Source organism: Agromyces mangrovi (assembly GCF_030296695.1).
Classification (GTDB): domain Bacteria; phylum Actinomycetota; class Actinomycetes; order Actinomycetales; family Microbacteriaceae; genus Agromyces; species Agromyces mangrovi.
On record NZ_AP027737.1, the window covers coordinates 3,359,880 to 3,382,989 of the forward strand.

Consider the following 23,110-nt stretch of genomic DNA (forward strand, 5'->3'; position numbering starts at 1 on the left):
GACTCGTCCGGTCGCGCGAGCGACGAGGGCCTTTAGCTCAGTTGGTAGAGCGCCACGTTTACACCGTGGATGTCATCGGTTCGAGCCCGGTAGGGCCCACTCGAACGTCACGTCCGGGGAGGGGCAGGACTCATGGAACTCGGTGCATTCTCGGTGAGCCTGGCGGTGCGCGACCTGGCGGCGAGCCGCGACTTCTACGCGCGACTCGGCTTCGATGCCGTCGGCGGCGACGGCGAGCAGTGGCTGATCCTGCGCAACGGCACGACCACGCTCGGGCTGTTCCAGGGCATGTTCGACCGCAACACCCTGACGTTCAACCCCGGCTGGGACGCGCAGGGCGAGCCGACCGACGGCTTCACCGACATCCGCGAGCTGGAGCGACGGCTCGACGAGGCCGGCGTCGAGATCGTGCAGCGCACGGAGGCCGGCACCGAGGGCCCCGCGCACCTCATGCTGATCGACCCCGACGGCAACCCGGTGCTGCTCGACCAGCACCGCTAGCGGTCGGGGGCCCCGCGCTAGGCTGGCGATCGTGCCCATCACCCTCGCCGACGCCGTCTCCACCGCACACGGGCTCTGGCCGTTGGACGGGGCCGAACCGTGGGACGCCCCGGGCCTCGTCAGCGGGGATCCGCGCGCCGAGGTCGCGCGCGTGCTGCTCGCCGTGGACGCCGTCGAGTCGACCGTCGCCGAGGCGGTCGACGGCGGCTACGACCTGTTGCTCACCCACCATCCGCTGCTGCTGCGCGGGGTCACCTCGGTCGCCGAGGACCGCTACAAGGGCGCGCTGCTCGCCCGGCTGATCCGGGGCGGATGCGCGCTGCTCGGCGCCCACACGAACGCCGACGTCGTCGAGGAGGGCACGTCGGCGGTGCTCGCGACCGGGCTGGGCGTCGCGGACGCGCGACCGATCGTGCCGGGCGCGGACCCCGCCCGCGGCCTCGGCCGGGTCGGCGACCTCGCCGACCCCGTGCCGCTCGGCCGGTTCGCCAGGCGCGTGCTCGACCTGCTGCCCGCGACCGCGGGCGGCGTGCGCGTGGCGGGGGAGTACGACCAGCCCGTGCGACGCGTCGCGGTCTGCGGCGGTGCGGGCGACTCGCTGCTCGCGCACCCCGAGGTGCGCGCCGCCGACGTCTACGTCACCGCCGACCTGCGACACCACCCCGCCTCCGAGTCCCGCGAGGAGACCCTCGCCGCGGGCAGCGGCCCGGCCCTCGTCGACGTCTCGCACTGGGCGAGCGAGTGGCTCTGGCTCGACGCTGCCGCGGCGCAGTTCCGCGAGGCGCTGCCCGGCGTCGTCGTCGACGTGAGCGAGTCGCGGACCGACCCGTGGGACTTCGCCGTCGTACACTGACGACTCCGGGGCATCCGCCCGACCCGACCGAGGAGATCACGTGAAGGCCACTCCCGCAGCGCAGCAGGAGCTCCTGCGCCTCCAGGCGCTCGACACCCGACTCCAGCAGATCGCCCACCGGCTGGGCTCACTGCCCCAGGCGGAGCAGCTCGCCGAGCTCGGGCGGCGCGACGACGCGGCGCGACGACGTCGCACCGAGGCGTCCGGCGCGCTCGACGACGCACGGGCCGAGCTGAAGCGGGTCGAGTCGGACGTCGACGTGGTCGAGGCGCGCATCGTGCGCGACGACGCGCGGCTCGCCGCGAGCACGTCGGTCAAGGACGTCGCCGGCCTCGAGTCGGAGCTCACCTCGCTGCGGAAGCGGCTCAGCGACCTCGAGGACATCGAGCTCGCGGTGATGGAGCGCGTCGAGGAGCTCGAGCGCGACGTGCACGGCATCGACGACGAGCGCGAGGACATCGGGAGCGAGGTCACCCGCGTCTCAGACGAGCGCGACGAGGCGGCCGGCGCCCTCACGACCGAGCGCGACCAGGCCTCGCGCGACCGCGCGGCAATCGCCGAGGGGCTGCCCGACGACCTCGAGGCGTTCTACGAGCGGCGTCGCGTCGCCGGCGGCGGCATCGGCGCCGCGCTGCTCCGACAGCGCACCTGTGGCGGCTGCACGATCACGCTCACCGGGTCCGACCTCGAGGACGTGCGGCGCGCCGCCGACGACGAGGTGCTGCAGTGCCCCGACTGCGACCGCATCCTCGTGCGCACGGACGAGTCCGGCCTCTGAGCGCCCGGCGCACCCGCGGGCGGTACGCTGGTGGGTGCGAGCGGGTCGGCAAGACGGTCGCGTCGCCCGAGCGATCGGGCGCCGAGGAACGTCCGGGCTCCGCAGGGCAGGACGGTGGGTAACACCCACCCGGGGCAACCCGCGAGACAGTGCCACAGAAAGCAGACCGCCACGGGCTCCGGCCCGCGGTAAGGGTGAAACGGTGGGGTAAGAGCCCACCAGCGGCCGCGGTGACGCGGTCGGCTCGGCAAACCTCGTCCGGAGCAAGGCCAGACAGGGAACCATGGGGCTGCCCGTCCCGTTCCCGGGTGGGCCGCTGGAGGGCCGCGGCAACGCGGCTCCGAGAGAGATGGCCGTCCAGCCGGTGTCGCGCAAGCGCCCGGTGAACAGAACCCGGCGTATCAGCCGGCCCGCTCGCCCCTCAGTCGTCCGACGGTCCGGCGCCCGCGGCCCACTCGGTGCCGTACTCGACCGCCATCGCCGCGGCGCCGAGGATGCCCGCGTTGTTGCGGTGCACCGCGGGCACGATCCGCGTCTGCAGGTCGAGCAGCGGCAGGAAGTGCTCGTGCTTCTTGGAGACCCCGCCGCCCACGATGAACAGGTCGGGGGAGAAGAGGAACTCGACGTGCGAGTAGTACCGCTGCAGGCGCTTCGCCCAGTGCTCCCAGCTCAACTCCTTGCGCTCCATCGCGGAGTACGCGGCGCGATGCTCGGCGTCCTTCCCGTCGATCTCGAGGTGGCCGAGCTCGGAGTTCGGGATGAGCACGCCGTCGTAGATGAGCGCCGACCCGATGCCGGTGCCGAGCGTGGTCATGATGACGAGCCCGCGTTCGCCGCGAGCCGCTCCATAGCGCGACTCGGCGTAGCCGGCGGCATCCGCGTCGTTGATGAAGTGGATGGGCACGCCCAGCTCCTGCTCGAACATCGCCTCGGCCGGCAGCCCGATCCACTCGTCGGAGATGTTCGCGGCCGACATGGTGCGGCCGTGGTGCACGATCGCGGGGAAGCAGACCCCGATCGGGATCTCGCCGTCGTGCCCGAGCGTGCCGAGCAGGTCGCGCGTCGCGTCGAGGATGTCCTTCGGCTCACCGCCCGCCGGGGTCGCGACCTTCACCCGGTCGGAGACGAGTTCGCCGGCCTCGACGTCGACGATCGCCCCCTTGATGCCGGTTCCGCCGATGTCGATGCCGATGGCCCGTACGTCGCCCATGTGAGCACCATAGCGCGCAGCCGTCGACGCCGGGGAGGGGCGTGGCGGGCGGGCGTAGGATCAGGGGTATGACGTCCCAGGGGGAAGATCAGTACTGGTACAACATGAAGACCGGCGAGGTCGAGCACGGGTTCGTCTCGCCGTCGGTCGATCGGGTGGGCCCGTTCCCCACGGAGGGGAGGCCGCGATGGCCCTCGAGATCCTGCGTGCGAACAGCGCGAAGTGGGCCGAGGAGGACGCCGCCGACGACGCCTGAGACGGATGCCCCGGGGCGGCCCGGCTCTTGGGAGCAGCTACTCGTAGCTGTGCTCGGGCCCGGGGTACTCGCCGGAGTCGACGTCGGCCCGCCACGCGCGCGCCGCGTCGCCGAGCGTCTGCGCGAGGTTCGCGTACTGGCGCACGAACTTCGGGATGCGCCCGGTCGTGAGGCCCGCCCAGTCTGTCCAGACGAGGAGCTGGCCGTCTGTGTGCGGCCCGGCGCCGACGCTGATCGTCGGGATCGCCAGCGTCTCGGTCACGCGCTTCGCGGCATCCGCCGGCACCATCTCGAGCACGACCGCGAACGCGCCCGCCTCCTGCACCGCGACCGCGTCGTCGACGAGACGGTCGGCCGCGTCGCCCCGACCCTGGATGATGTGGCCGCCCAGCCCGTGCTCCGACTGCGGCGTGTAGCCGACGTGTCCCATCACCGGGATGCCCGACTGCACGATGCGCTCGATCTGCGGGGCGCTGCGCCGACCGCCCTCGAGCTTGACCGCGTGCGCGCCCGACTCCTTCATGAAGCGCACCGCGGTGTGCAGCGCCTCCTCCGGCCCCGACTCGTACGAGCCGAACGGCATGTCGGCGACCACGAACGCGCGCGTCACGGCCTTCGCCACGGCGCGGGTGAGCGGCATGAGCTCGTCGACCGTCACCGGCAGGGTCGTGTCGTAGCCGAGCACGTTGTTGCCCGCGGAGTCGCCGACGAGCAGGAAGTCGATGCCGGCCTCGTCGAAGATGCGCGCGGTCAGCTGGTCGTAGCTCGTGAGCCCCGTGATCGCGATGCCCTGCTCCTTCGCGTTCTGGAAGTGCCGGGTGCGCACGCGACGCGGGCCGGCCGCGCGGGCCGCCCCACCGCCGTAGGGGTTCTGCTCGCCCCCGGCGGACGAGGCGTCGACGTTGGGCTCGGGCAGCTCTGGCATGCGGCAAGTCTAGCCACGCGGCGGAGGCGCTCGGCCGGCCGGAACGGGTGGGCGGGACGTGCCGACGCGCTCCCCGAGGTGGCTCGTGGGCGGGCAGTGGAGCCAGTAGCCTAGACGGAGCGAGAGAGGGTGTTGATGGACAAGCAGCGGGACTTCGTGCTCCGGACCATCGAGGAGCGGGGCGTCAAGTTCGTCCGGCTCTGGTTCACCGACGTGGTCGGCACGCTGAAGTCGGTGGCGATCGCGCCGGCAGAGGTGGAGGGGGCGTTCACCGAGGGGCTCGGCTTCGACGGCTCCGCGATCGAGGGGCTCACGCGCAGCTACGAGTCCGACCTCCTCGCGCATCCGGACCCCACGACGTTCCAGACGCTGCCCTGGCGCGGCGACATCGACCCCACGGCGCGCATGTTCTGCGACATCACGACGCCCGACGGCGAGCCCGCTGTCGCCGACCCGCGCAACGTGCTGAAGCGCACGCTCGAGAAGGCGGCCGACGCCGGGTTCACCTTCTACACGCACCCCGAGATCGAGTTCTACCTGCTGAAGTCGTCGAAGTTCGGCACCGAGGGTCCGCAGCCCGTCGACTCCGCCGGGTACTTCGACAACGTGCCCGGCGGCACCGCACACGACTTCCGCCGCCGGTCGGTGCGCATGCTGGAGGACCTCGGCATCTCGGTGGAGTTCAGCCACCACGAGGCGGGCCCCGGCCAGAACGAGATCGACCTGCGCTACGCCGATGCGCTGGCCATGGCCGACAACATCATGACCTTCCGCACGGTCGTCAAGGAGGTGGCGATCGAGCAGGGCGTGTACGCGACGTTCATGCCGAAGCCGTTCTCCGACCAGCCGGGGTCTGGCATGCACACGCACATGTCGCTGTTCGAGGGCGACTCGAATGCGTTCTTCCAGCAGGGCGCGCAGTACCAGCTGTCGACCATCGGCCGGCAGTTCATCGCGGGGCTGCTCCGCCACGCCAGCGAGATCAGCGCCGTCACCAACCAGTTCGTCAACTCCTACAAGCGCCTCTGGGGCGCCGACGAGGCGCCGAGCTTCATCACCTGGGGCCACAACAACCGGTCCGCTCTCGTGCGCGTGCCGCTGTACAAGCCCAACAAGGGCCAGAGCGCCCGGGTCGAGTACCGCGCGATCGACTCCGCGGCGAACCCCTACCTGGCCTTCTCGCTCATGCTCGCCGCCGGTCTCAAGGGCATCGAGGAGGGCTACGAGCTCCCCGAGGAGGCCGAGGACAACGTGTGGTCGCTCACGGATGCGGAGCGCCGGGCGCTCGGCTACCGGTCGCTGCCGGCGAGCCTCGACCACGCGATCGAGTACATGGAGGGTTCCGAGCTCGTCGCCGAGACGCTCGGCGAGCAGGTCTTCAACTACGTGCTCGCGAACAAGCGCCAGGAGTGGCGCGAGTACCGGAGCCAGGTGACCCCGTACGAGCTCCAGCGCAACCTGGAGATCCTCTAGCGACGGCGTCGGAGACACGGATGCGCGGCAGGAGCCAGAGCCTCACCGCACTCGCCCGGCTGGGTTTCGACGACCTGAGCGCGGGAGCCGAACGCCTCACCGCGGTCGGTGAGCTGCTGGGCGTCGACGAGGACGCCTGCATCGAGGTCGTGCGGCATGCCGCCGACCCCGACCAGGCGTTGGGGCTGCTGCAGGACATCGCCGAACGCGGAGTCGACCGCGTCGCGGCGCTCGTCGCCGACCCGACCGCCGCGGCCGCGCTCGGACGCCTGCTCGGCGCATCACGAGGGCTCGGGCAGTTCTTCGAGCGGCATCCGGAGGAGCTCGAGCTGCTGCGCGCGCGTCCCGTGCCGCCGGCGACCGCCGCCGAGTATCGCGAGCGGATGCTGGAGGCCATCGACGGGCTCGGCTACGGCGGCCTCGACGACGCGGAGACGGCGTGGCCCGCCCTGCGCACGCGCTATCGCCGGCTGCTCGCACAGATCGCGCTCTACGACCTGAGCTCCGCCGACGCGGTCGACGTGCTCGACCGCGTGGCCGCCGGGCTCGCCGACCTCGCGGGCGCCACGATCGACGCGGCGCTGGAACTCGCCCGACGGGCGCACTCGCGCCGCGACGGCGACCCTGCAGCGCCCGCGCGCTTCCCCGAGGCATCCGTCGCCGCCACCCGGCTCGCCGTGATCGGCATGGGCAAGGCCGGCGCGCGCGAGCTGAACTACGTCAGCGACGTCGACGTCATCTTCGTCGCCGAATCGGCAGACGAGGAGGCCGTGGCGGGGCCGGTCGCGATCGACATCGCCACGCGCCTCGCCATGACCATGATGCGGGCGCTGAACGGAGCATCCGTGGAGCCCCCGCTCTGGGAGGTCGATCCGAACCTGCGCCCGGAGGGCAAGGACGGCGCGCTCGTGCGTTCGCTCGAGTCGCACCTGACCTACTACGACCGCTGGGCCAAGACCTGGGAGTTCCAGGCGCTGCTCAAGGCGAGGCCGATCGCCGGTGACGCCGAACTCGGCGCCAGGTACGTCGCCGGGGTCGCCCCGAAGGTGTGGTCGATCGCCTCTCGCGAGAACTTCGTCGAGTCGGTGCAGAAGATGCGCGAGCGGGTGACCGAGCACATCCCCGATGACGAGGTCGACGTGCAGTTGAAGCTGGGGCCCGGCGGCCTGCGCGACATCGAGTTCACCGTGCAGCTCCTGCAGCTCGTGCACGGCCAGGCGGACGACACCGTGCACCAGCGCGGCACGGTCGCGGCGCTCGATGCGCTCGCCCTCGCGGGCTACGTGGGTCGCGTGGAGGCAGCCGAGTTCACCCGCGACTATCGCGTGCTGCGCGTGATGGAGCATCGCCTGCAGCTCGCGCGCCTGCGACGCACGCACCTCATGCCGCGCTCGGACGAGGAGATGCGGCTGCTCGCACGCGCGACCGGTCTCGCATCCACCGCCGAGGAGCTGCGCCGTCTCTGGCAGGCGACGCGGTCGCGCGTGCGCGGCCTGCACGAGCGGCTCTTCTACCGTCCACTGCTGTCTGCCGTCGCCGCGCTGCCCGAGGAGGGGCTCGAGCTCACGAGCGAGCAGGCCGCGGCCCGCCTGCAGGCGATCGGGTTCCGCGATCCCACCGGGGCGCTCGCGCACATCGCCGCACTCACGAACGGCGTGTCGCGGCGCGCGGCGATCCAGCGCCACCTGCTGCCGGTGCTGCTCGAGTGGTTCGCCGATGGCGCCGACCCCGACTACGGCCTGCTGGCGTTCCGGCGGCTCAGCGACCGGCTCGGCACCGCCCACTGGTACCTGCGGTTCCTGCGCGACTCGACAGCGGCGGCGCTGCGGCTCACCCGCGTGCTCTCGGGCTCGCGATTCGTCGGCGAGCTCCTCGACCTCGCGCCGGAATCGGTGGTGTGGCTGGACGACGCCGACGAGCTGCGACCCCGCACGATGGCCGACCTCCGCGAGGAGGCGCAGTCCGTGCTGGCGCGCCACTCCGACCCCGAGGCGGCGGCGAAGGTGCTGCGCACCATGCGCCGTCGCGAGGTGCTCCGGCTGGCCTTCTCGGCCATCGTCGGCACCTGCACCGTCGACGAGCTCGGCTACGGACTCGCCGACGTCACCCAGCAGCACCTCGAGGCGGTGCTGGAGGCGATCCGTCGCCCGGCGGGCGAGCAGGGTGACGGCATCGAGTTCGGCGTGATCGCAATGGGCCGGTTCGGCGGGCGCGAGCTCGGCTTCGGGTCGGATGCCGACGTGATGTACGTGTTCCGTGCCGCCGGGGCCGAGCCGCAGGAGGCGCAGCAGCGCGCCCAGTTCCTGGTGTCGGAGCTGCAGCGGTTGACGGCGGACGCGCGGCTGCCGCTGGACCTCGACGCCGACCTGCGACCCGAGGGCCGCAACGGCATCATGGCGCGCTCCCTCGACGCCTACCGCGCGTACTATGCGCGCTGGTCGCTGACCTGGGAGGCTCAGGCGCTGCTGCGCGCTCGCGGCGCCGCGGGTGACGCGGCGCTGCTCGCGGAGTTCGAGGAGCTCGCCGACGCGATCCGGTACCCGGCCGTGATCGGTGAGCAGGAGGTGCGCGAGGTGAAGCGCATCAAGGCGCGCGTCGAGAGCGAGCGCCTTCCGCAGGGCGCCGACCCGGTGCGCCACCTGAAGCTCGGACGCGGGTCGCTGAGCGACGTGGAGTGGTTCGTGCAGCTGCTCCAACTGCGCAAGGCGACCGATGAGCCGTCGCTGCGCACGACTTCGACGCTGGAGGCCCTCGCGAGCGCCGCTCGGGCCGGATTCGTCACCGACCACGACGCCGGGATCCTCCGCGAGGCGTGGATCATCGCGTCGCGTGCGCGCTCGGCGCTCACGCTCTGGCTGAACAAGACCACGGATGTGCTGCCCGTCGAGCGCACGCAGCTCGAAGGCGTCGCCCGCCTGCTGGAGTACCCGCCCGGCTCGGCGAGCCAGCTCGAGGAGGACTACCTCTCGGCCACCCGTCGCGCCCGGCGCGTGTTCGAGCGCGGCTTCTACGGCGAGCCCGAGCGGCGCCAGCCGAGCACGGGCTGAGCCGGTCGCATCCGCCCGCGTACCCCGTCATCGAGTCGCCCGGGGAAACGCCGACGGGCCGTACCACCGAAAGTGGCACGGCCCGTCGGGGATGTCAGGCGATCAGACGCCGAAGTACAGCTCGTACTCGAACGGGTGCGGCCGCTGCGCGAGCGGCTTGATCTCGTTCTCCATCTTGTAGTCGATCCAGGTCTCGATGAGCTCCGGCGTGAAGACGCCGCCCGCGAGGAGGAACTCGTGGTCGGCCGCGAGGGCCTCGAGCGAGTCCTGCAGCGAGTTCGGGACCTGGGGGATGTTCTTGGCCTCCTCGGGCGGGAGCTCGTAGAGGTCCTTGTCGACCGGCTCGTGCGGCTCGATGCGGTTCTTGATGCCGTCGATGCCGGCCATGAGCTGGGCTGCGAACGCGAGGTACGGGTTGCCCGATGCATCCGGTGCCCGGAACTCGATGCGCTTGGCCTTCGGGTTCGTGCCGGTGATCGGGATGCGGACGGCGGCCGAGCGGTTTCCGGCCGAGTAGACCAGGTTGACCGGTGCCTCGAAGCCCTTGACCAGCCGGTGGTAGCTGTTCAGCGTGGGGTTCGTGAACGCGAGCACCGAGGGAGCGTGGGCGAGGATGCCGCCGATGTACCAGCGCGCGATGTCGGACAGTCCGCCGTAGCCGGCCTCGTCGTAGAACAGGGGCGAGCCCTCGTTCCACAGCGACTGATGGGTGTGCATGCCCGAGCCGTTGTCGCCGAACAGCGGCTTCGGCATGAAGGTCGCGACCTTGCCCCACTGGTTGGCGGTGTTCTTCACGATGTACTTGAACTTCAGGATGTCGTCCGCGGCGTGGACCATCGTGTCGAACCGGTAGTTGATCTCGGCCTGGCCACCGGTGCCGACCTCGTGGTGCGCACGCTCGAGCACGAGACCCGACTCGATGAGCTTCAGCGAGATGTCGTCGCGCAGGTCGGCCTGCTTGTCGACGGGCGAGACGGGGAAGTAGCCGCCCTTGTAGGGGGTCTTGTTGCCGAGGTTGCCGCCCGGCTCCTCGCGACCGGTGTTCCAGGCGCCCTCCTCCGAGTCGACGGAGTAGAAGCTGGAGTTCTGCTTCACCTCGTAGCGCACGTCGTCGAAGATGTAGAACTCGGCCTCGGGGGCGAAGTACGCGGTGTCGGCGATGCCGGTCGACGCGAGGTACTTCTCCGCCTTCTTCGCGACCTGACGCGGGTCCTTCGCGTAGATCTCGCCGTTGCGCGGGTTGTAGATGTCGAACACCATGATGAGCGTGCGCTCGGCGCGGAAGGGATCGATGTAGGCCGTGCTCACGTCGGGGATGAGCTGCATGTCGGACTCGTGGATGTTCGCGAAACCGCGGATCGACGAGCCGTCGAAGAGCTGGCCGACGGTGAAGAAGTCCTCGTCGACGGTCGACGCCGGGATGTTGAAGTGCTGCTGCACACCCGGGAGGTCGGTGAAGCGGATGTCAAGGAACTTGACGTCCGTCTCCTTGATGAACGAGAGCACTTCGGACGAATCACTGAACATGTGGCGTTTCTCCAAGTTGGGGGAGGGGACCGGACGACTACCTCGGTGCAGCCGATCCGACGCTATCGACCGGCGGTTTCCCGGCCATGACACTAATGTTTCCGGCATGTTACGTGGAGGGCAACCGTCTAGACTCGTCCGGTGCCCCAGAACCCCGCCGCAGCCAGCGAGATCCCACCCAGCGAATGGCCCGGCGAACGGCTCGGACTCCCGGAGTCGGGCACGGGCTCGGTGGGGCGCGTCGGGCGGCGCATCCTCGCCCTCTGCATCGACTGGGCGATCGCCAACCTGATCCCGCTCATCTGGGCGTCGTACGCGACGAACGTGCACTCCTGGTCGACGCTCGCGCTGTTCGCGATCATGCAGGTCGCGTTCATCCCGACCATCGGCGGCAGCATCGGCCACCGGATCACCGGCATGCGCGTGATCGCGCTCGAGGGTGGCTGGGTCGGCCTGCGCAGGCCGCTCGTGCGCACCCTGCTGCTGGTCATCGTCATCCCGGCGCTCGTCTGGGACTCCGACCAGCGCGGCTTCCACGACAAGGTCGCCGGAACGGTGCTCGTCCGCTCCTGAGGCTCGGCCTCCGGCTCAGCGCACCTTGCCGCGCTGCGGACGGGCCTTCATCGGGTCGATCCCCTTGGGGATCGGCAGCTGCGTCTGCAGCGACGTGAGGCGGTTGTTCACCGCGACGACCTCGGCCTTGGTGAGCGACTTCTTGAGCGACTTCAGCGACTTGGGCAGGCGGTGCAGCGGGATCGCGCCGTCCTCGCGTCCCACGCTCAACTGCGTGATCGGCACGTTCGGGAGGATGCGGGCGACCTTGCGCTGCTCGTCGTCGAGCATGCGCTTCGTGCGCGAGGGGGCACCCTCGGAGATGAGCGCGACGCCGCCCTTGCCGACGGCCCGGTAGATCGCGTCCTGGGTCTTGCCGTTCACCGCGACGGGCATCTCGTTGCCCACCCACCCGCGGCGGAGGCCCGACTTGAGGACGGCCCCCACTGCCCCGGGCTGCCCCTCGATCTGCGAGTAGGCGGCGCGTTCGGCTCGGCGGCCCAGGATGACCAGTGCGACGAGGATGCCGCCCAGCACTCCGGACAGGATGAACATCGAGATGGTGAACCAGTTGCCGTTGCCCAGGAAGAGCGAGAGCACCACGGCGACCAGCACCGGCAGCAGGAACCCGAGCAGGATGAGCCACGGCGCCGTCGAGTCGTGCCGGCGGGTCATCTGGAAGACCTGCCACATCTGCTTGAGCCGGCCCGGCTCCTTCGTCGACGACTTCTTGCTGCGTGCCATGGTCTCTAGGATACCGGCGCGCGGGAGTGGCGCCGACCGCGGCCGAGGGCGTCCGGCGACGCCCTCGGCGAACAGTCAGACGACGGCCTGCTCGAAACCGAGCGCCGCATCCGCGAGGTGCTCGAGCTCGGGCGGGATCTCCCGTCCGCTGCGACGCATCGACTGCGCCCAGAGCCGCCCCGCCCGGTACGACGAGCGCACCAGCGGGCCCGCGAGCACCCCGAGGAATCCGATCTCCTCGGCCTCGTCGCGGATCTCGACGAACTCCTCCGGACGCACCCACCGGTCCACCGGCAGGTGACGCGGGCTCGGTCGGAGGTACTGGGTGATCGTGATGATGTCGGTCCCGGCGGAGAACAGGTCGCGCAGGGCCTCCGACACCTCGTCGCGCGTCTCGCCCATGCCCAGGATGAGGTTCGACTTCGTGATGAGCCCCGCGTCGCGCCCCTGCGTGAGCACGTCGAGCGAGCGCTCGTAGCGGAAGGCGGGGCGGATGCGCTTGAAGATGCGCGGCACCGTCTCGACGTTGTGCGCGAAGACCTCCGGTCGGGCCGAGAACACCTCGTTCAGATGCTCGGGGCGTCCGGAGAAGTCGGGCACGAGGATCTCGACGCCGGTACCGGGGCTCTGCCGGTGGATCTCGCGGATCGTCTCGGCGTAGAGCCAGGCGCCCTCGTCGGGCAGGTCGTCGCGCGCCACGCCCGTGACGGTGGCGTAGCGCAGGCCCATGGTCGAGACCGATTCCGCGACGCGTCGCGGTTCGTCGGTGTCGTAGTCGGCGGGCTTGCCCGTGTCGATCTGGCAGAAGTCGCACCGACGGGTGCACTGGGACCCGCCGATGAGGAACGTCGCCTCGCGGTCCTCCCAGCACTCGTAGATGTTCGGGCAGCCGGCCTCCTGGCAGACCGTGTGCAGGTCCTCGCTCTTCACGAGCGACTGGAGCGATCGGAACTCGGGCCCCATCTTGGCGCGGGTCTTGATCCACTCGGGCTTGCGCTCGATGGGCGTCTGCGCGTTGCGGACCTCGAGTCGGAGCATGCGACGGCCGTCGGGGGCGGTGCTCATGCGACCACCTCCTCGCGCTCGAACTCGGCGACGAGCCGGTCGCGCACGGCGTCCACGAGGTCGGACGGATGCGTCGGATGCCCGATCACGCGCGAGATCGTCGTCACGCCGGCGTCGCGGATGCCGCAGGCGACGATGCGCCGGTACGGCTCGAGCGAGTTGCTGCAGTTGAGGGCGAACCCGTGCATGGTGACGCCCTCGGCGACCCGGACGCCGATCGCGGCGATCTTGTCCTCCGCGCCGGGCGGGCCGACCCAGACGCCGGACCTGCCGTCGACGCGACGACCGTCGACGCCGAGCGGGGCGAGCACGTCGATCAGCACCTGCTCCAGGCGGCGGACGTAGCCGACCACGTCGATCGGCTCGGCCAGCCGGATGATCGGGTAGCCGACCAGCTGGCCGGGCCCGTGCCAGGTGATCTTGCCGCCGCGGTCCACGTCGACGACGGGGGTGCCGTCGACCGGTCGCTCGTCGGGAGACGTGCGCTTCCCGGCGGTGTAGACGGACGGGTGCTCCAGCAGGAGCGCGGTGTCGGGGCGTTCGCCCGCGACCACCGCTCGATGGACGGCGCGCTGAAGGTCGAGACCCTCGATGTACGGCACGGAGTTGGCGCTTAGCCCCGCGACGATGACGTCGAGCATGCTCACAGTCTAGGTGCCGTGTCCTCCACACCGGCCGGTACGGGCGGATGCGTGCGAAGTCGTTGCGTCCGCGAGCCCGCCCGCGTGCGCGCCGGAACGCTGGTGCGCATGGAACGGACGGAGCCGGCGCTCGCGGGCGGGTACCGCCTGGTGCGTCGCTTGGCGACCGGCGATCGCTGCGTCGCGTGGCTGGCATCGCCGGGAGCGGACGACGCGGATGCCGACGGGCCCGTCGTCGTGCGCGCCTATCCGCCGGGGCACGCACCCGACGCCGTCGCGCTCGAGGCGGAGGCGATGGCGCGCACGCCCGGCGGCGTGCTGCCGGCCCTGCTCGATGCGGCGAGCGATGGCGAGTCCGCGTGGCTGGTGGTGGAGCAGCTCGAGATCGGCCTCCCCGAGCTGCTCGAGCGACGCGCGTGGGCACCCGGTGAGGCGGTGACCCTGCTCGCGGGCGTGCGGGAGGCGCTGCTGGCGCTCGACCGGGCCGGGCTCGCGCTCGCTCGGCTCGCACCGGGGCAGGTCATGCTCGACCGAGCTGGTCGTCCGCGCCTGATCGGGCTCGGTGCGCTGCGTCGGGCGGGCGACGCCGCCGGCGGGGGATCGGTGCCCCTGCGACGCGAGGCCATGGCCGCGTACGCCGGACTGGTGCGCGCGCTCGCGGCACGGGTCGCGAGGCCGGACGGGCTCGACGGCCTCGCGGCCTGGTGCGACGCCGTCGCGTCGTCCCGTCCGTTCGCACGCGACGACGCCGCATGGGAACGCGCGGTGTTCGCGGTCGCCGCGCCGGCGCCCATCCGGCTCGACGCCTCCGCAGGGCTCGGTCGAGCGGATGCTCCGCTCCAGCCCTCGGCCGTCGAGCTCGACGGCCCCCGGTCCGCGGAGTCGCCGACGGCGGTGGAGGCGGCGCCGGACGACGGTTCCGGCGGCCACGCGGCGGCATGGGCCGGCATCCTCCAGCTGCCCGAGGAGTCGGCGGCGGCGTGGGAGCGGGCACTCGACGACGGAATCGCAGGCCGAATCCGCACCGCGCTCCGTGCACGACGGCGCCCGCTCGTCGTCGGCGGGGCCGTCGCTGCGTCGGCCCTCGTGCTCGCCCTCACCCTGCTGCCGCCCGTGGGAGCGGCCGACGCGGTGCCCGGTGCGGGGGAGGAGGTGTCGGTCGTCCCGGACGGTGGGCCTGTGACAGGCGAATGGTCGGACGACGGTGCGTGGCAGCCGCCGGGCCCCGACGTCGAGGCGGCCGCGGCAGCCCGATCCCTGCTGGAGGAGCGCATCCGCTGCCTCGCCGCACGCTCGGCGGGGTGCCTCGGCCGGGTGTTGCAGCCGGGATCGGCCCTGGAGCGCGACGACCTCGCCGCGCTCCGCTCGGCGGACGACGGCGCGGAGCTGCACGCCTCCCTGCTCGTGCCGCCCGCCGAGGTCGTCGTGGTGGACGAGCTCGGCGACGTCGTGCTGGTGCAGGTGACGTCGACCGTCCCGGACACGCCACCGGCCTCGGCCCTCGTGGTGAGGGGCGAGGCCGGGTGGTCGTTGCGGTCGATCTGGGGCTAGATGCCGAGGTCGCCCTCGAAGTCGCCCTCCTCCAGGCGGTCCTTGACCGCGGTGAGGAAGCGGGCCGCGTCGGCGCCGTCGATGATCCGGTGGTCGTACGACAGCGCGAGGTACACCATCGAACGCACGGCGATGGCGTCGGTGCCGTCCTGGCTGACGACGACCGGGCGCTTGACCACGATGCCGGTGCCGAGGATGGCGGTCTGCGGCAGGAACACGACGGGGGTGTCGAACAGCGCGCCGCGCGAACCGGTGTTCGTGAGCGTGAACGTGCCGCCGGCCAGCTCGTCGGGCTTCAGCTGGTTGTTGCGGGTGCGCTCGGCGAGGTCGGCGATCTGGGCCGAGAGGCCCGCGATGTCGTGCTCGCCGGCGTTCTTGATCACCGGGGTGAGCAGGCCGCGCTCGGTGTCGACCGCGATGCTCAGGTTCTCGGTGTCCGGGTAGACGATCGAGTCGCCGTCGACGGTCGAGTTGATGATCGGGTACGCGCGCAGCGCCTCGATCGCCGCGAGGGCGAAGAACGGCATGAACGACAGCTTGTTGCCGGTCTCCTCGAGGAACGCCGCCTTGGCCTGGTCGCGCAGTCGCGCCACCTTGGTGACGTCGACCTCGACCACGCTCGTGAGCTGCGCGGTCGACTGCATCGACACCACGGCGCGCTCGGCCACGACCTTGCGCAGGCGGGTCATGGCCTGCGTCGTGCCGCGCAGCGGCGACGGCTCGGGGCGCGGCTTCGGCGCTGCGGCCGCGGGAGCGGCGCCAGCGGTCGAGCGCGCGTCGAGCACGTCCTGCTTGCGGATGCGGCCGCCGACGCCCGTGCCGGTCACGGTCGAGAGGTCGACGCCCTGCTCGTTCGCGAGCTTGCGGACGATCGGCGTGACGTAGCCGCTGCCGGCGTGTGCGGGAGCCGACGACTCCGAGGCGGCGGGTGCGGCCGGAGCAGCCGGGGGAGCGGGCGGGGCCGCGGGTGCCGCAGGCGCAGCGGGTGCGGCCTTGGGCTCCGGCTCGGGCTCCGGCTCAGCCTCCGGCTCCGGCTCCGGCTCCGGCTCTGCTTCAGGCTCGGGCTCAGCCGCGGGCTCAGGCTCGGGCTCCGCCGCGGGCTCCTCGGCGGCCGGCTCGGATTCCTCGGCGGACGCGCCCGCACCCGAGCCGTCCCCGATCGTCACGAGCGGCGTGCCGACCTCGACCGTCTCGTCCTCCTGGACGAGGATCTCCTCGATCGTGCCCGCGACCGGCGAGGGGATCTCGGTGTCGACCTTGTCGGTCGAGACTTCGAGCAGCGGCTCATCCACCTCCACCTGGTCTCCGACGTTCTTCAGCCATCGGGTGACCGTGCCTTCGGTGACACTCTCACCGAGTGCCGGGAGGCTGACGGATTCGCTCATGCGATTGACTCCTTCACAGCGTGTGCGCTTCTTAGCTTATTGGTGTGTCTCGGGCCGCGCGGGGTCACATCGCGTGGAGCGGCTTGCCGGCGAGCTTGAGGAAGGCCTCGCCGAGCGCCTCGTTCTGCGTCGGGTGCGCGTGCAGCAGCGGGGCGACGTCCTCGGGGTACGCCTCCCAGTTGACGGCCAGCTGGGCCTCGCCGATGAGCTCGCCGACGCGGGCGCCGATCATGTGCACGCCGACGACGGGGCCGTCTTCGACGCGCACGACCTTGATCGAGCCGCTCGTGCCCAGGATGTGGCTCTTGCCGTTGCCGCCGAGGTTGTACTCGTAGCTCGACACCTTGTCGTCGCCGAACTGCTCCTTGGCCTTCGCCTCGGTGTAGCCCACCGACGCGACCTCGGGGTCGCAGTACGTGACCTTCGGGATGTTGACGTCGTCGACGACGATCGGGTTCTGGCCGGCGAGCTCCTCGGCGACGAAGATGCCCTGCTGGAACCCGCGGTGCGCGAGCTGCAGGCCGGGCACGATGTCGCCCACGGCGTAGACGCCGGGCACGCTGGTCTCGAGGCGGTCGTTCGTGAGCACGAAGCCGCGGTCCATCTCGATGCCGACCTCCTCGTACCCGAGGTTGTGGGTGGCGGGGCCGCGGCCGACCGCGACGAGCAGCAGGTCCGCCTCGACGGTCGAGCCGTCCTCGAGGGTCACGACGACGCCGCTGTCGTCCTGGGTGACGCCCTGGAAGCGCGTGCCGAGCTTGTACTCGATGCCCCGCTTGCGGAACGCCCGCTCGAGCTGCTTCGAGACCGACTCCTCCTCGTTCGGCACGAGGTGGGGGAGCGCCTCGATGATCGTCACGTCGGCGCCGAACGAGCGCCAGACGCTCGCGAACTCCACGCCGATGACGCCGCCGCCGAGCACGGCGACGCGACGGGGCACCCACTCCAGCTGCAGCGCGGTCTCGCTCGTGATCACGCGTCCGCCGATCTCGAGGCCCGGCAGCGTGCGCGAGTAGGAGCCGGTCGCGAGCACCACGTTCTTGCCGGTGATGGTCTGGTCGCCGACCTCCACGGTGGTCGGCGAGGTGAGACGGCCCTCGCCCTCGACGACCGTGATGCCGCGCGCCTTGACGAGGCCCTGCAAGCCCTTCCACTTGCTCGAGACCACGCCGTCGCGGTAGGCGTTCACGGCGGGCATGTCGATGCCCTCGAACGACGCCTTGACGCCGAACTTCTCGGACTCCTTGGCGCCGTCGGCGATCTCGGCCGCGTGCAGCAGGGCCTTGGTCGGGATGCAGCCGCGGTGCAGGCACGTGCCGCCGAGCTTGTCCTTCTCGATGAGCGCGACGCTGAAACCGAGTTGCACGGCGCGCAACGCCGCGGCGTACCCTCCGCTGCCTCCACCGAGAACGACGATGTCAAAATTCTGCTCGGACACCCGGATATCTCCCTTGCGCACCAGATCTGCGACACGGTCTGCCGCACGGATCGATGGCCCGCCGACAGGCTGCACGGGCGAGTCGTTCTCGCCCCACACGACCTTACTACCCGTCGGAGGGGGCGGCGCGCGGTGCGGCATGCACGCGAAGTGTTCGCTCTGGGCATGGTCGCACGCGGTGCCGACGGGCGGCCCGCGGCATCCGCGTCGTTAGCATTGAAGGCATGCGAGACCCCCGCGAACTGTACGAGCTGGTGGCCGGCGTCGAGGTCCCCGAGGGCTCCCGCTGGTCGCGGGGCTCACCGGCTTCGCCGACTCGGGCGCGGCCGTGTCGCAGTTCACGACGTACCTCGTCGACACGCTCGACACCGAGCTGGTGGCCGAGTTCGACGTCGACGAACTGCTGGACTATCGCGCCAGGCGCCCGGTGATCACCTTCGACCAGGACCACATCTCCGACTACGAGCCCCCGCGACTGCGACTGCACCTCGCCGCCGACGAGCTCGGGCGTCGCTTCCTGCTGCTTACGGGCTTCGAGCCCGACTTCCAGTGGGAGCGGTTCGTCCGGGCGGTGCTCGACCTCGTCGACCGGTTCGGTGTCGAGACGGCGACCTGGGTGCACGCCATCCCCATGCCCGTGCCGCACACCCGCCCGATGGGCGTGACGGTGAGCGGCAACCGGGAGGACCTCGTCGAGTCGATGTCGATCTGGCGCCCGCACACGCAGGCCCCGGGCAACGCCCTGCACCTGCTGGAGTACCGGCTTCGCGAGCGCGGGATGCCGATCGCGGGCTTCGTGCTGCTCGTGCCGCACTACCTGGCCGACACCGAGTACCCGCTCGCCGCCGTGTCGGCGCTCGAGAGCATCAGCGCCGCGACCGGCCTGATCTTCCCGACCGATGCGCTGCGCGAGCAGGGCCGCGAGTTCGTCGGGCGCATCGACGAGCAGGTGGGGGAGAACGGCGAGCTCGCGAAGCTGGTCGGCTCCCTGGAGGAGCGACACGACGCGTACATGGAGGGCACGTCGCTGCGATCGCCGCTGACCGACGAGGCCGGCGAGGTGCCGAGCGCGGACGACATCGCGGCCGAACTGGAGAAGTTCCTCGCCTTCCGTCGCACGCGCGACGACGACACGCCGCGCGGATAGGCGGCCGAGGGGAATCCGCCGCCCCGAGAGCGGGTTATAATTGTAGGAAGGACCCGGTCAAGTCGGCCCGTTCGCGTTGCCCCCGGCCTCGCATCGACTTGACATGGGCCTTTGTAATGTCCGAAACGATCGTGCGGCCCGAGAGTCGGGCCCGGCGGCGTGCCGTCGCATCGATCGGACCCGAGAGGTTTCCGCATGGCACAGACCGAAGCGAAGCAGGACGCGCCTGCCACGAACGCGAAGTCGACCGCAGCGACCAAGTCGCGCAGCACCACGGCGACTGCGGGCGGCACCGCGAAGAAGGCGCCCGCGAAGCGCACGACGACCAAGTCGACCGCCGCGAAGTCGACCGCATCCAAGTCCACCGCGGCCAAGGGCACCACCAAGCGCACGACCGCGAAGGCCGCGGAGGAGACGCCCGCCACCGAGAAGAAGGCACCCGCGAAGCGCGCGGCGACCGGCACCCGCCGCAAGGCCGCGCCGAAGGACGCCGACGAGGACGAGGTCGACGCTCCCGACGCGGAGGACGCGCACGACGGCGACAACGACTCGGACGACGGCGACGCCAAGGCGCCCAAGGTGGAGGCGCACCCGACGGGTGCCATCGTGCTCCGCGCCGTGGACGAGGACGACGACGTGCCCGTCTACTCGACCCAGATCACGGGTGCGACCGCCGACCCGGTGAAGGACTACCTGAAGCAGATCGGCAAGGTCGCGCTCCTGAACGCGGCCGAGGAGGTCGAGCTCGCGATGCGGATCGAGGCGGGCCTGTTCGCCGAGGAGAAGCTGTCGCACATGTCCAAGGAGGAGCAGCGCAGCCAGCTCGGCCGCGAGCTCGCCTGGGTCGCGAAGGACGGCCAGCGCGCGAAGTCGCACCTGCTCGGCGCGAACCTCCGCCTCGTGGTCTCGCTCGCGAAGCGCTACACCGGACGCGGCATGCAGTTCCTCGACCTCATCCAGGAGGGCAACCTGGGCCTCATCCGTGCGGTCGAGAAGTTCGACTACACGAAGGGCTTCAAGTTCTCGACCTACGCGACGTGGTGGATCCGCCAGGCGATCACCCGTGCCATGGCCGACCAGGCCCGTACCATCCGCATCCCGGTGCACATGGTCGAGGTCATCAACAAGCTCGCCCGCGTGCAGCGCCAGATGCTGCAGGACCTGGGCCGCGAGCCCACGCCCGAGGAGCTGTCGAAGGAACTCGACATGACGCCCGAGAAGGTCGTCGAGGTGCAGAAGTACGGCCGCGAGCCGATCTCGCTGCACACCCCGCTCGGCGAGGACGGCGACAGCGAGTTCGGCGACCTCATCGAGGACACCGAGGCGGTCGTGCCGGCCGACGCGGTGGGCTTCACGATGCTCCAGAAGCAGCTCGAGAGCCTGCTCGACTCGCTCTCCGAGCGCGAGGCGGGCGTCATCCGCATGCGCTTCGGCCTCGGTGACGGCCAGCCGAAGACGCTCGACCAGATCGGCGACACGTTCGGCGTGACCCGCGAGCGAATCCGGCAGATCGAGTCGAAGACGATGGCGAAGCTGCGCCACCCGTCGCGTTCGCAGTCGCTCCGCGACTACCTCGAGTAGGCCGCGGGTGCGCTACGCGCCGGCGATCCTCGTCGGCCGGTTCGTGCGATTCCTCGCCCGGCTCCGAAAGCCCGGCGGGGGATCGGCGGTGCCCGGCCTCGTGGTCAACCGCATCGCCCCCGGCTACCTCCCGCACGCGCTCGGCGCATTCCCCGACGGCCTCGTGGTCGTCTCCGGGTCGAGCGGGAAGTCGACCACGACGAAGATGCTCGTCGCGGTGCTGCGCGCGCACGACCGCTCGGTCTTCACGAACCCGTCGACGGCGAACATCGCGCAGGGCCTGACCTCGGCGCTGCTCGAGCGGGCCGACGTGCGCGGGCGCGTTCCCGGCGACCTCGCCGTGCTCGAGATGGACGAGGGCCACGGCGCGCGCGTGACGGCGGACCTGCATCCCGACGTGGTCGTGCTCACCAACGTGATGGTCGACCAGATCGACCGGTTCCACGACTCCGAGGCGGTCGCGGGGATGCTCGCTCGCATCGCGTCCCGCGCGACGAAGTCGATCGTGCTGAACGCCGACGACGCGTATCTCGTGCAGGTCGCCGCGGCGGCCGAGCGCGGCGTCGCGGTCGAGCGCTTCGGCGTGAGCGCGGAGGTGCTGGCGGCCGCCCCGCGCGGGCTCGGCAACGCGCGCACCGCAGGTGAGCGACTCGCGGCGGGCGACGGCGTGCGCATCGTCGGCCTCGCCGGCGACGTGACGACGCTCGAGCTGCACGGACGCGCGGTCGACGTGCGGCTGCCCTCGCGGGGCATCCACTACGCCGTCGACGCCGCCGCCGCGGTCGCGGGCGCACGGGCGATCCTGGGTCGCGACTTCGACCTCGACGCCGCGGCGCGCGCCGTGAGCGAGATGCCGGCCGTGTTCGGGCGCGGCGAACGCGTGACCGTGCGCGGCACCGAGGTGGAGTTCGTCCTCGTGCAGAATCCTTCGAGCTTCCAGCTCAACGTCGACGGCATCGTGCCGGGCACCGAGCAGATCCTGTTCGCGATGGGCTCCGACGTGCGCGACCCGTCGTACTTCTGGCCGGTCGACGCGTCGGGCCTCGGCTCGGTGCGCGTCGTCTCGGGGTCGAAGGCGCTCGAGGCGGCGCTCCAGCTCGCCTACGACGGCGTCGAGGTCGGCCGGGTCGAGCCCGACCTGCCGACGGCCCTCGACGAGTTCCTCGCGCTTCCCGCGCCCGAGCACGGCGTGAAGACCATCGTCTTCACCGCCGACTCGATGCGCCGCACCCGCGCCCACCTCGGCCTCGCCGAGGCGAAGGAGGACGCATGACGACGCTGTCGGTCGTGAGCCTGTTCCCGAGCCTGCTGAACGTCAACGGCGATGCCGAGAACGGTGACGTGCTCGCCGCCCGCGCACGCTGGGCGGGGCTCGACGCCATGCACCTGCGCGTCGAGGAGGTCGGTGCGCTGCCGGTCGAGCCGGACGTGATCGTGGTCGGTTCGGGCACGGATGCCTCCGCCGAGGCCGCGATCGAGCGCATCGCACCGCTGCAGGACGAGCTGCGGCGCTGGGCGACCGAGGGCGTGCCGATCCTGGGCGTCGGCACCGGCATGGAACTGCTCGGCTGGGGCATCGAGTTCGCCGACGGTCGCACGATCGAGGGGCTCGGCATCGTGCCGGGTCGAGCGGTGCCCCGCGAGTCCCGCGTGAGCGACGACCTGGTCGTGCGCACGAAGCACGGCCTGCTCGTCGGGTACGAGAACCACGCGCGCGACTACGTCGGTGCGGAAGGCTCGCCGCTCGGGCGCGTCGTGCGCGGCAGCGGCAACGGCCGCGACTCCGGGCAGGAGGGCGTGGTGATGGGCTCCGTCATCGGGACGCACCTGCACGGCCCCGTGCTCGCGAAGCAGCCGGCCCTGGCCGACGCGATGCTCGCCGCGGCGGCCGAGCGGCGCGGGGTCGCCTACGCCACGGGCGGGCCGGCCTCGGAGGCGGACGGCTACGCCGAGCGAGCGCGCGCGATCATCCTCGAGCGACTGGGCGTCTCCGAGCGCTGAGCGCGTGCCGCGCGATCCGGCGTAGGAACGACGGCGGCCCGCCGACGATCTCGTGATCGCCGACGGGCCGGGTGGGTCGTGGTGCGCGCTACGGGCGCGACTCCGAGACGAGGCGGCTCGACTCGTCGTGCCAGCTGTGCGCGATCTCGGACAGCTTCTCCTGGTGCTTGCGGCCGTGGTGCGCGCAGAACAGCAGCTCGCCGCTGTTCACGACGACGCGGATGTAGGCCTGCGCGCCGCAGCTGTCGCAGCGGTCCAGTGCGGTGAGCTCGTACGACGGCTCGAGCTCATCGACCGCACCATCGGTCTCCGGGTATCGGGTCATGGCTCCTCCTTAGTACGTGCACCGAATTCCTAGGGTGCATCCATGAAAGCACGGCCGACCTGTGCGTTCGTCCTGCAGCGGCGGTATTTCGCTCAACGCGTACAGTCGGC

The 23,110-nt window shown here is 71.4% G+C and carries 20 protein-coding genes, 1 tRNA gene and 1 other RNA gene; 13 read left to right on the plus strand and 9 right to left on the minus strand.

Annotated features, from left to right (window positions below; genetic code table 11):
- Positions 1-26: 26 nt before the first annotated feature.
- From QUE38_RS16035 to rnpB, 5 genes are all read left to right on the plus strand, one after another.
- Positions 27-99: transfer RNA gene (locus QUE38_RS16035), tRNA-Val, on the plus strand.
- Between the two features lie 33 nt (positions 100-132).
- Positions 133-501, plus strand: a complete 369-nt coding sequence (locus QUE38_RS16040) for a VOC family protein (protein ID WP_286309321.1) — start codon at positions 133-135, stop codon at positions 499-501.
- 31 nt (positions 502-532) lie between these two features.
- Entirely contained in the window at positions 533-1,354 is an 822-nt protein-coding gene (locus QUE38_RS16045) for a Nif3-like dinuclear metal center hexameric protein (RefSeq protein WP_286309322.1), read from the plus strand.
- Between the two features lie 40 nt (positions 1,355-1,394).
- The gene (locus QUE38_RS16050) at positions 1,395-2,132 is read left to right on the plus strand and encodes a zinc ribbon domain-containing protein (RefSeq protein WP_286309323.1); all 738 of its coding nucleotides are present in this window, start codon (positions 1,395-1,397) and stop codon (positions 2,130-2,132) included.
- Between the two features lie 41 nt (positions 2,133-2,173).
- An RNA gene (rnpB, locus tag QUE38_RS16055) (RNase P RNA component class A) lies at positions 2,174-2,549 on the plus strand.
- 4 nt (positions 2,550-2,553) lie between these two features.
- Here the strand turns inward: rnpB and ppgK are convergent.
- Positions 2,554-3,342 carry a polyphosphate--glucose phosphotransferase gene (gene ppgK, locus QUE38_RS16060; protein ID WP_286309325.1) on the minus strand — a complete coding sequence of 263 codons (789 nt, stop codon included), beginning with the start codon at positions 3,340-3,342 and terminating at the stop codon, positions 2,554-2,556.
- Positions 3,343-3,635: 293 nt separating this feature from the next.
- Complete coding sequence (gene panB, locus QUE38_RS16070) at positions 3,636-4,523, minus strand: 3-methyl-2-oxobutanoate hydroxymethyltransferase (RefSeq protein ID WP_286309327.1); 888 nt, start codon at positions 4,521-4,523, stop codon at positions 3,636-3,638.
- Positions 4,524-4,658: 135 nt separating this feature from the next.
- Here panB and glnA (QUE38_RS16075) point away from each other — a divergent pair, with 135 nt between their 5' ends.
- Both glnA (QUE38_RS16075) and QUE38_RS16080 read left to right on the plus strand, forming a co-directional pair.
- The gene (glnA, locus tag QUE38_RS16075; RefSeq protein WP_286309328.1) at positions 4,659-5,996 is read left to right on the plus strand and encodes a type I glutamate--ammonia ligase; all 1,338 of its coding nucleotides are present in this window, start codon (positions 4,659-4,661) and stop codon (positions 5,994-5,996) included.
- 20 nt (positions 5,997-6,016) lie between these two features.
- Complete coding sequence (locus tag QUE38_RS16080; RefSeq protein WP_286309329.1) at positions 6,017-9,043, plus strand: bifunctional [glutamine synthetase] adenylyltransferase/[glutamine synthetase]-adenylyl-L-tyrosine phosphorylase; 3,027 nt, start codon at positions 6,017-6,019, stop codon at positions 9,041-9,043.
- A gap of 102 nt (positions 9,044-9,145) precedes the next feature.
- Here QUE38_RS16080 and glnA (QUE38_RS16085) read toward each other — a convergent pair whose 3' ends face one another.
- The gene (gene glnA / locus QUE38_RS16085; protein WP_286309330.1) at positions 9,146-10,570 is read right to left on the minus strand and encodes a type I glutamate--ammonia ligase; all 1,425 of its coding nucleotides are present in this window, start codon (positions 10,568-10,570) and stop codon (positions 9,146-9,148) included.
- 141 nt (positions 10,571-10,711) lie between these two features.
- On the opposite strand from glnA (QUE38_RS16085), the gene QUE38_RS16090 reads away from it, so the two are divergent.
- Positions 10,712-11,143 (plus strand): RDD family protein, encoded by a 432-nt coding sequence (locus QUE38_RS16090; protein WP_286309331.1) that lies wholly within the window; start codon positions 10,712-10,714, stop codon positions 11,141-11,143.
- Between the two features lie 15 nt (positions 11,144-11,158).
- Here the strand turns inward: QUE38_RS16090 and QUE38_RS16095 are convergent, their stop codons facing one another.
- The 3 genes from QUE38_RS16095 to lipB all read right to left on the minus strand — a co-directional run bounded on the left by QUE38_RS16095 (position 11,159) and on the right by lipB (position 13,572).
- Positions 11,159-11,866 carry a DUF4191 domain-containing protein gene (locus tag QUE38_RS16095; protein ID WP_286309332.1) on the minus strand — a complete coding sequence of 236 codons (708 nt, stop codon included), beginning with the start codon at positions 11,864-11,866 and terminating at the stop codon, positions 11,159-11,161.
- A gap of 75 nt (positions 11,867-11,941) precedes the next feature.
- Positions 11,942-12,931 (minus strand): lipoyl synthase, encoded by a 990-nt coding sequence (gene lipA, locus QUE38_RS16100; protein WP_286309333.1) that lies wholly within the window; start codon positions 12,929-12,931, stop codon positions 11,942-11,944.
- Complete coding sequence (lipB, locus tag QUE38_RS16105) at positions 12,928-13,572, minus strand: lipoyl(octanoyl) transferase LipB (protein WP_286309334.1); 645 nt, start codon at positions 13,570-13,572, stop codon at positions 12,928-12,930. Before lipB ends, lipA begins: the two co-directional genes overlap by 4 nt.
- A 108-nt stretch (positions 13,573-13,680) precedes the next feature.
- On the opposite strand from lipB, the gene QUE38_RS16110 reads away from it, so the two are divergent.
- Positions 13,681-15,123, plus strand: coding sequence for a protein kinase family protein (locus tag QUE38_RS16110; RefSeq protein WP_286309335.1), 1,443 nt, complete (start codon positions 13,681-13,683; stop codon positions 15,121-15,123).
- Here QUE38_RS16110 and sucB read toward each other — a convergent pair.
- Together sucB and lpdA are read right to left on the minus strand one after the other, a co-directional pair.
- Complete coding sequence (sucB, locus tag QUE38_RS16115; RefSeq protein WP_286309336.1) at positions 15,120-16,508, minus strand: 2-oxoglutarate dehydrogenase, E2 component, dihydrolipoamide succinyltransferase; 1,389 nt, start codon at positions 16,506-16,508, stop codon at positions 15,120-15,122. The genes QUE38_RS16110 and sucB overlap by 4 nt on opposite strands.
- Before the next feature lie 64 nt (positions 16,509-16,572).
- Entirely contained in the window at positions 16,573-17,946 is a 1,374-nt protein-coding gene (gene lpdA / locus QUE38_RS16120) for a dihydrolipoyl dehydrogenase (protein ID WP_286311874.1), read from the minus strand.
- A gap of 328 nt (positions 17,947-18,274) precedes the next feature.
- Between lpdA and QUE38_RS16125 the strand changes: the two genes are divergently transcribed.
- From QUE38_RS16125 to QUE38_RS16140, 4 genes are all read left to right on the plus strand, one after another.
- The gene (locus QUE38_RS16125) at positions 18,275-19,093 is read left to right on the plus strand and encodes a proteasome assembly chaperone family protein (RefSeq protein WP_286309337.1); all 819 of its coding nucleotides are present in this window, start codon (positions 18,275-18,277) and stop codon (positions 19,091-19,093) included.
- Positions 19,094-19,288: 195 nt separating this feature from the next.
- Complete coding sequence (locus QUE38_RS16130; RefSeq protein ID WP_286309339.1) at positions 19,289-20,674, plus strand: RNA polymerase sigma factor; 1,386 nt, start codon at positions 19,289-19,291, stop codon at positions 20,672-20,674.
- 7 nt (positions 20,675-20,681) lie between these two features.
- Complete coding sequence (locus QUE38_RS16135) at positions 20,682-21,947, plus strand: Mur ligase family protein (RefSeq protein ID WP_286309340.1); 1,266 nt, start codon at positions 20,682-20,684, stop codon at positions 21,945-21,947.
- On the plus strand, positions 21,944-22,675 hold the full coding sequence (locus tag QUE38_RS16140; protein WP_286309341.1) for a type 1 glutamine amidotransferase: 732 nt from the start codon (positions 21,944-21,946) through the stop codon (positions 22,673-22,675). The genes QUE38_RS16135 and QUE38_RS16140 overlap by 4 nt, the downstream gene beginning before the upstream one ends.
- 88 nt (positions 22,676-22,763) lie before the next feature.
- Here QUE38_RS16140 and QUE38_RS16145 read toward each other — a convergent pair whose 3' ends face one another.
- Entirely contained in the window at positions 22,764-23,000 is a 237-nt protein-coding gene (locus QUE38_RS16145) for a DUF7455 domain-containing protein (RefSeq protein ID WP_286309342.1), read from the minus strand.
- Between the last annotated feature and the right edge of the window lie 110 nt (positions 23,001-23,110).

Excerpts from the sequence above, each read along its gene's own strand:
- QUE38_RS16040 (WP_286309321.1), top strand. The coding sequence starts at position 133 with ATGGAACTCGGTGCATTCTCGGTGAGCCTGGCGGTGCGCGACCTGGCG.
- ppgK (WP_286309325.1), bottom strand. The coding sequence starts at position 3,342 with ATGGGCGACGTACGGGCCATCGGCATCGACATCGGCGGAACCGGCATC.
- panB (WP_286309327.1), bottom strand. The coding sequence starts at position 4,523 with ATGCCAGAGCTGCCCGAGCCCAACGTCGACGCCTCGTCCGCCGGGGGC.
- glnA (WP_286309328.1), top strand. The coding sequence starts at position 4,659 with ATGGACAAGCAGCGGGACTTCGTGCTCCGGACCATCGAGGAGCGGGGC.
- QUE38_RS16080 (WP_286309329.1), top strand. The coding sequence starts at position 6,017 with ATGCGCGGCAGGAGCCAGAGCCTCACCGCACTCGCCCGGCTGGGTTTC.
- glnA (WP_286309330.1), bottom strand. The coding sequence starts at position 10,570 with ATGTTCAGTGATTCGTCCGAAGTGCTCTCGTTCATCAAGGAGACGGAC.
- QUE38_RS16095 (WP_286309332.1), bottom strand. The coding sequence starts at position 11,866 with ATGGCACGCAGCAAGAAGTCGTCGACGAAGGAGCCGGGCCGGCTCAAG.
- lipA (WP_286309333.1), bottom strand. The coding sequence starts at position 12,931 with ATGAGCACCGCCCCCGACGGCCGTCGCATGCTCCGACTCGAGGTCCGC.
- lipB (WP_286309334.1), bottom strand. The coding sequence starts at position 13,572 with ATGCTCGACGTCATCGTCGCGGGGCTAAGCGCCAACTCCGTGCCGTAC.
- QUE38_RS16110 (WP_286309335.1), top strand. The coding sequence starts at position 13,681 with ATGGAACGGACGGAGCCGGCGCTCGCGGGCGGGTACCGCCTGGTGCGT.
- sucB (WP_286309336.1), bottom strand. The coding sequence starts at position 16,508 with ATGAGCGAATCCGTCAGCCTCCCGGCACTCGGTGAGAGTGTCACCGAA.
- QUE38_RS16130 (WP_286309339.1), top strand. The coding sequence starts at position 19,289 with ATGGCACAGACCGAAGCGAAGCAGGACGCGCCTGCCACGAACGCGAAG.
- QUE38_RS16140 (WP_286309341.1), top strand. The coding sequence starts at position 21,944 with ATGACGACGCTGTCGGTCGTGAGCCTGTTCCCGAGCCTGCTGAACGTC.
- QUE38_RS16145 (WP_286309342.1), bottom strand. The coding sequence starts at position 23,000 with ATGACCCGATACCCGGAGACCGATGGTGCGGTCGATGAGCTCGAGCCG.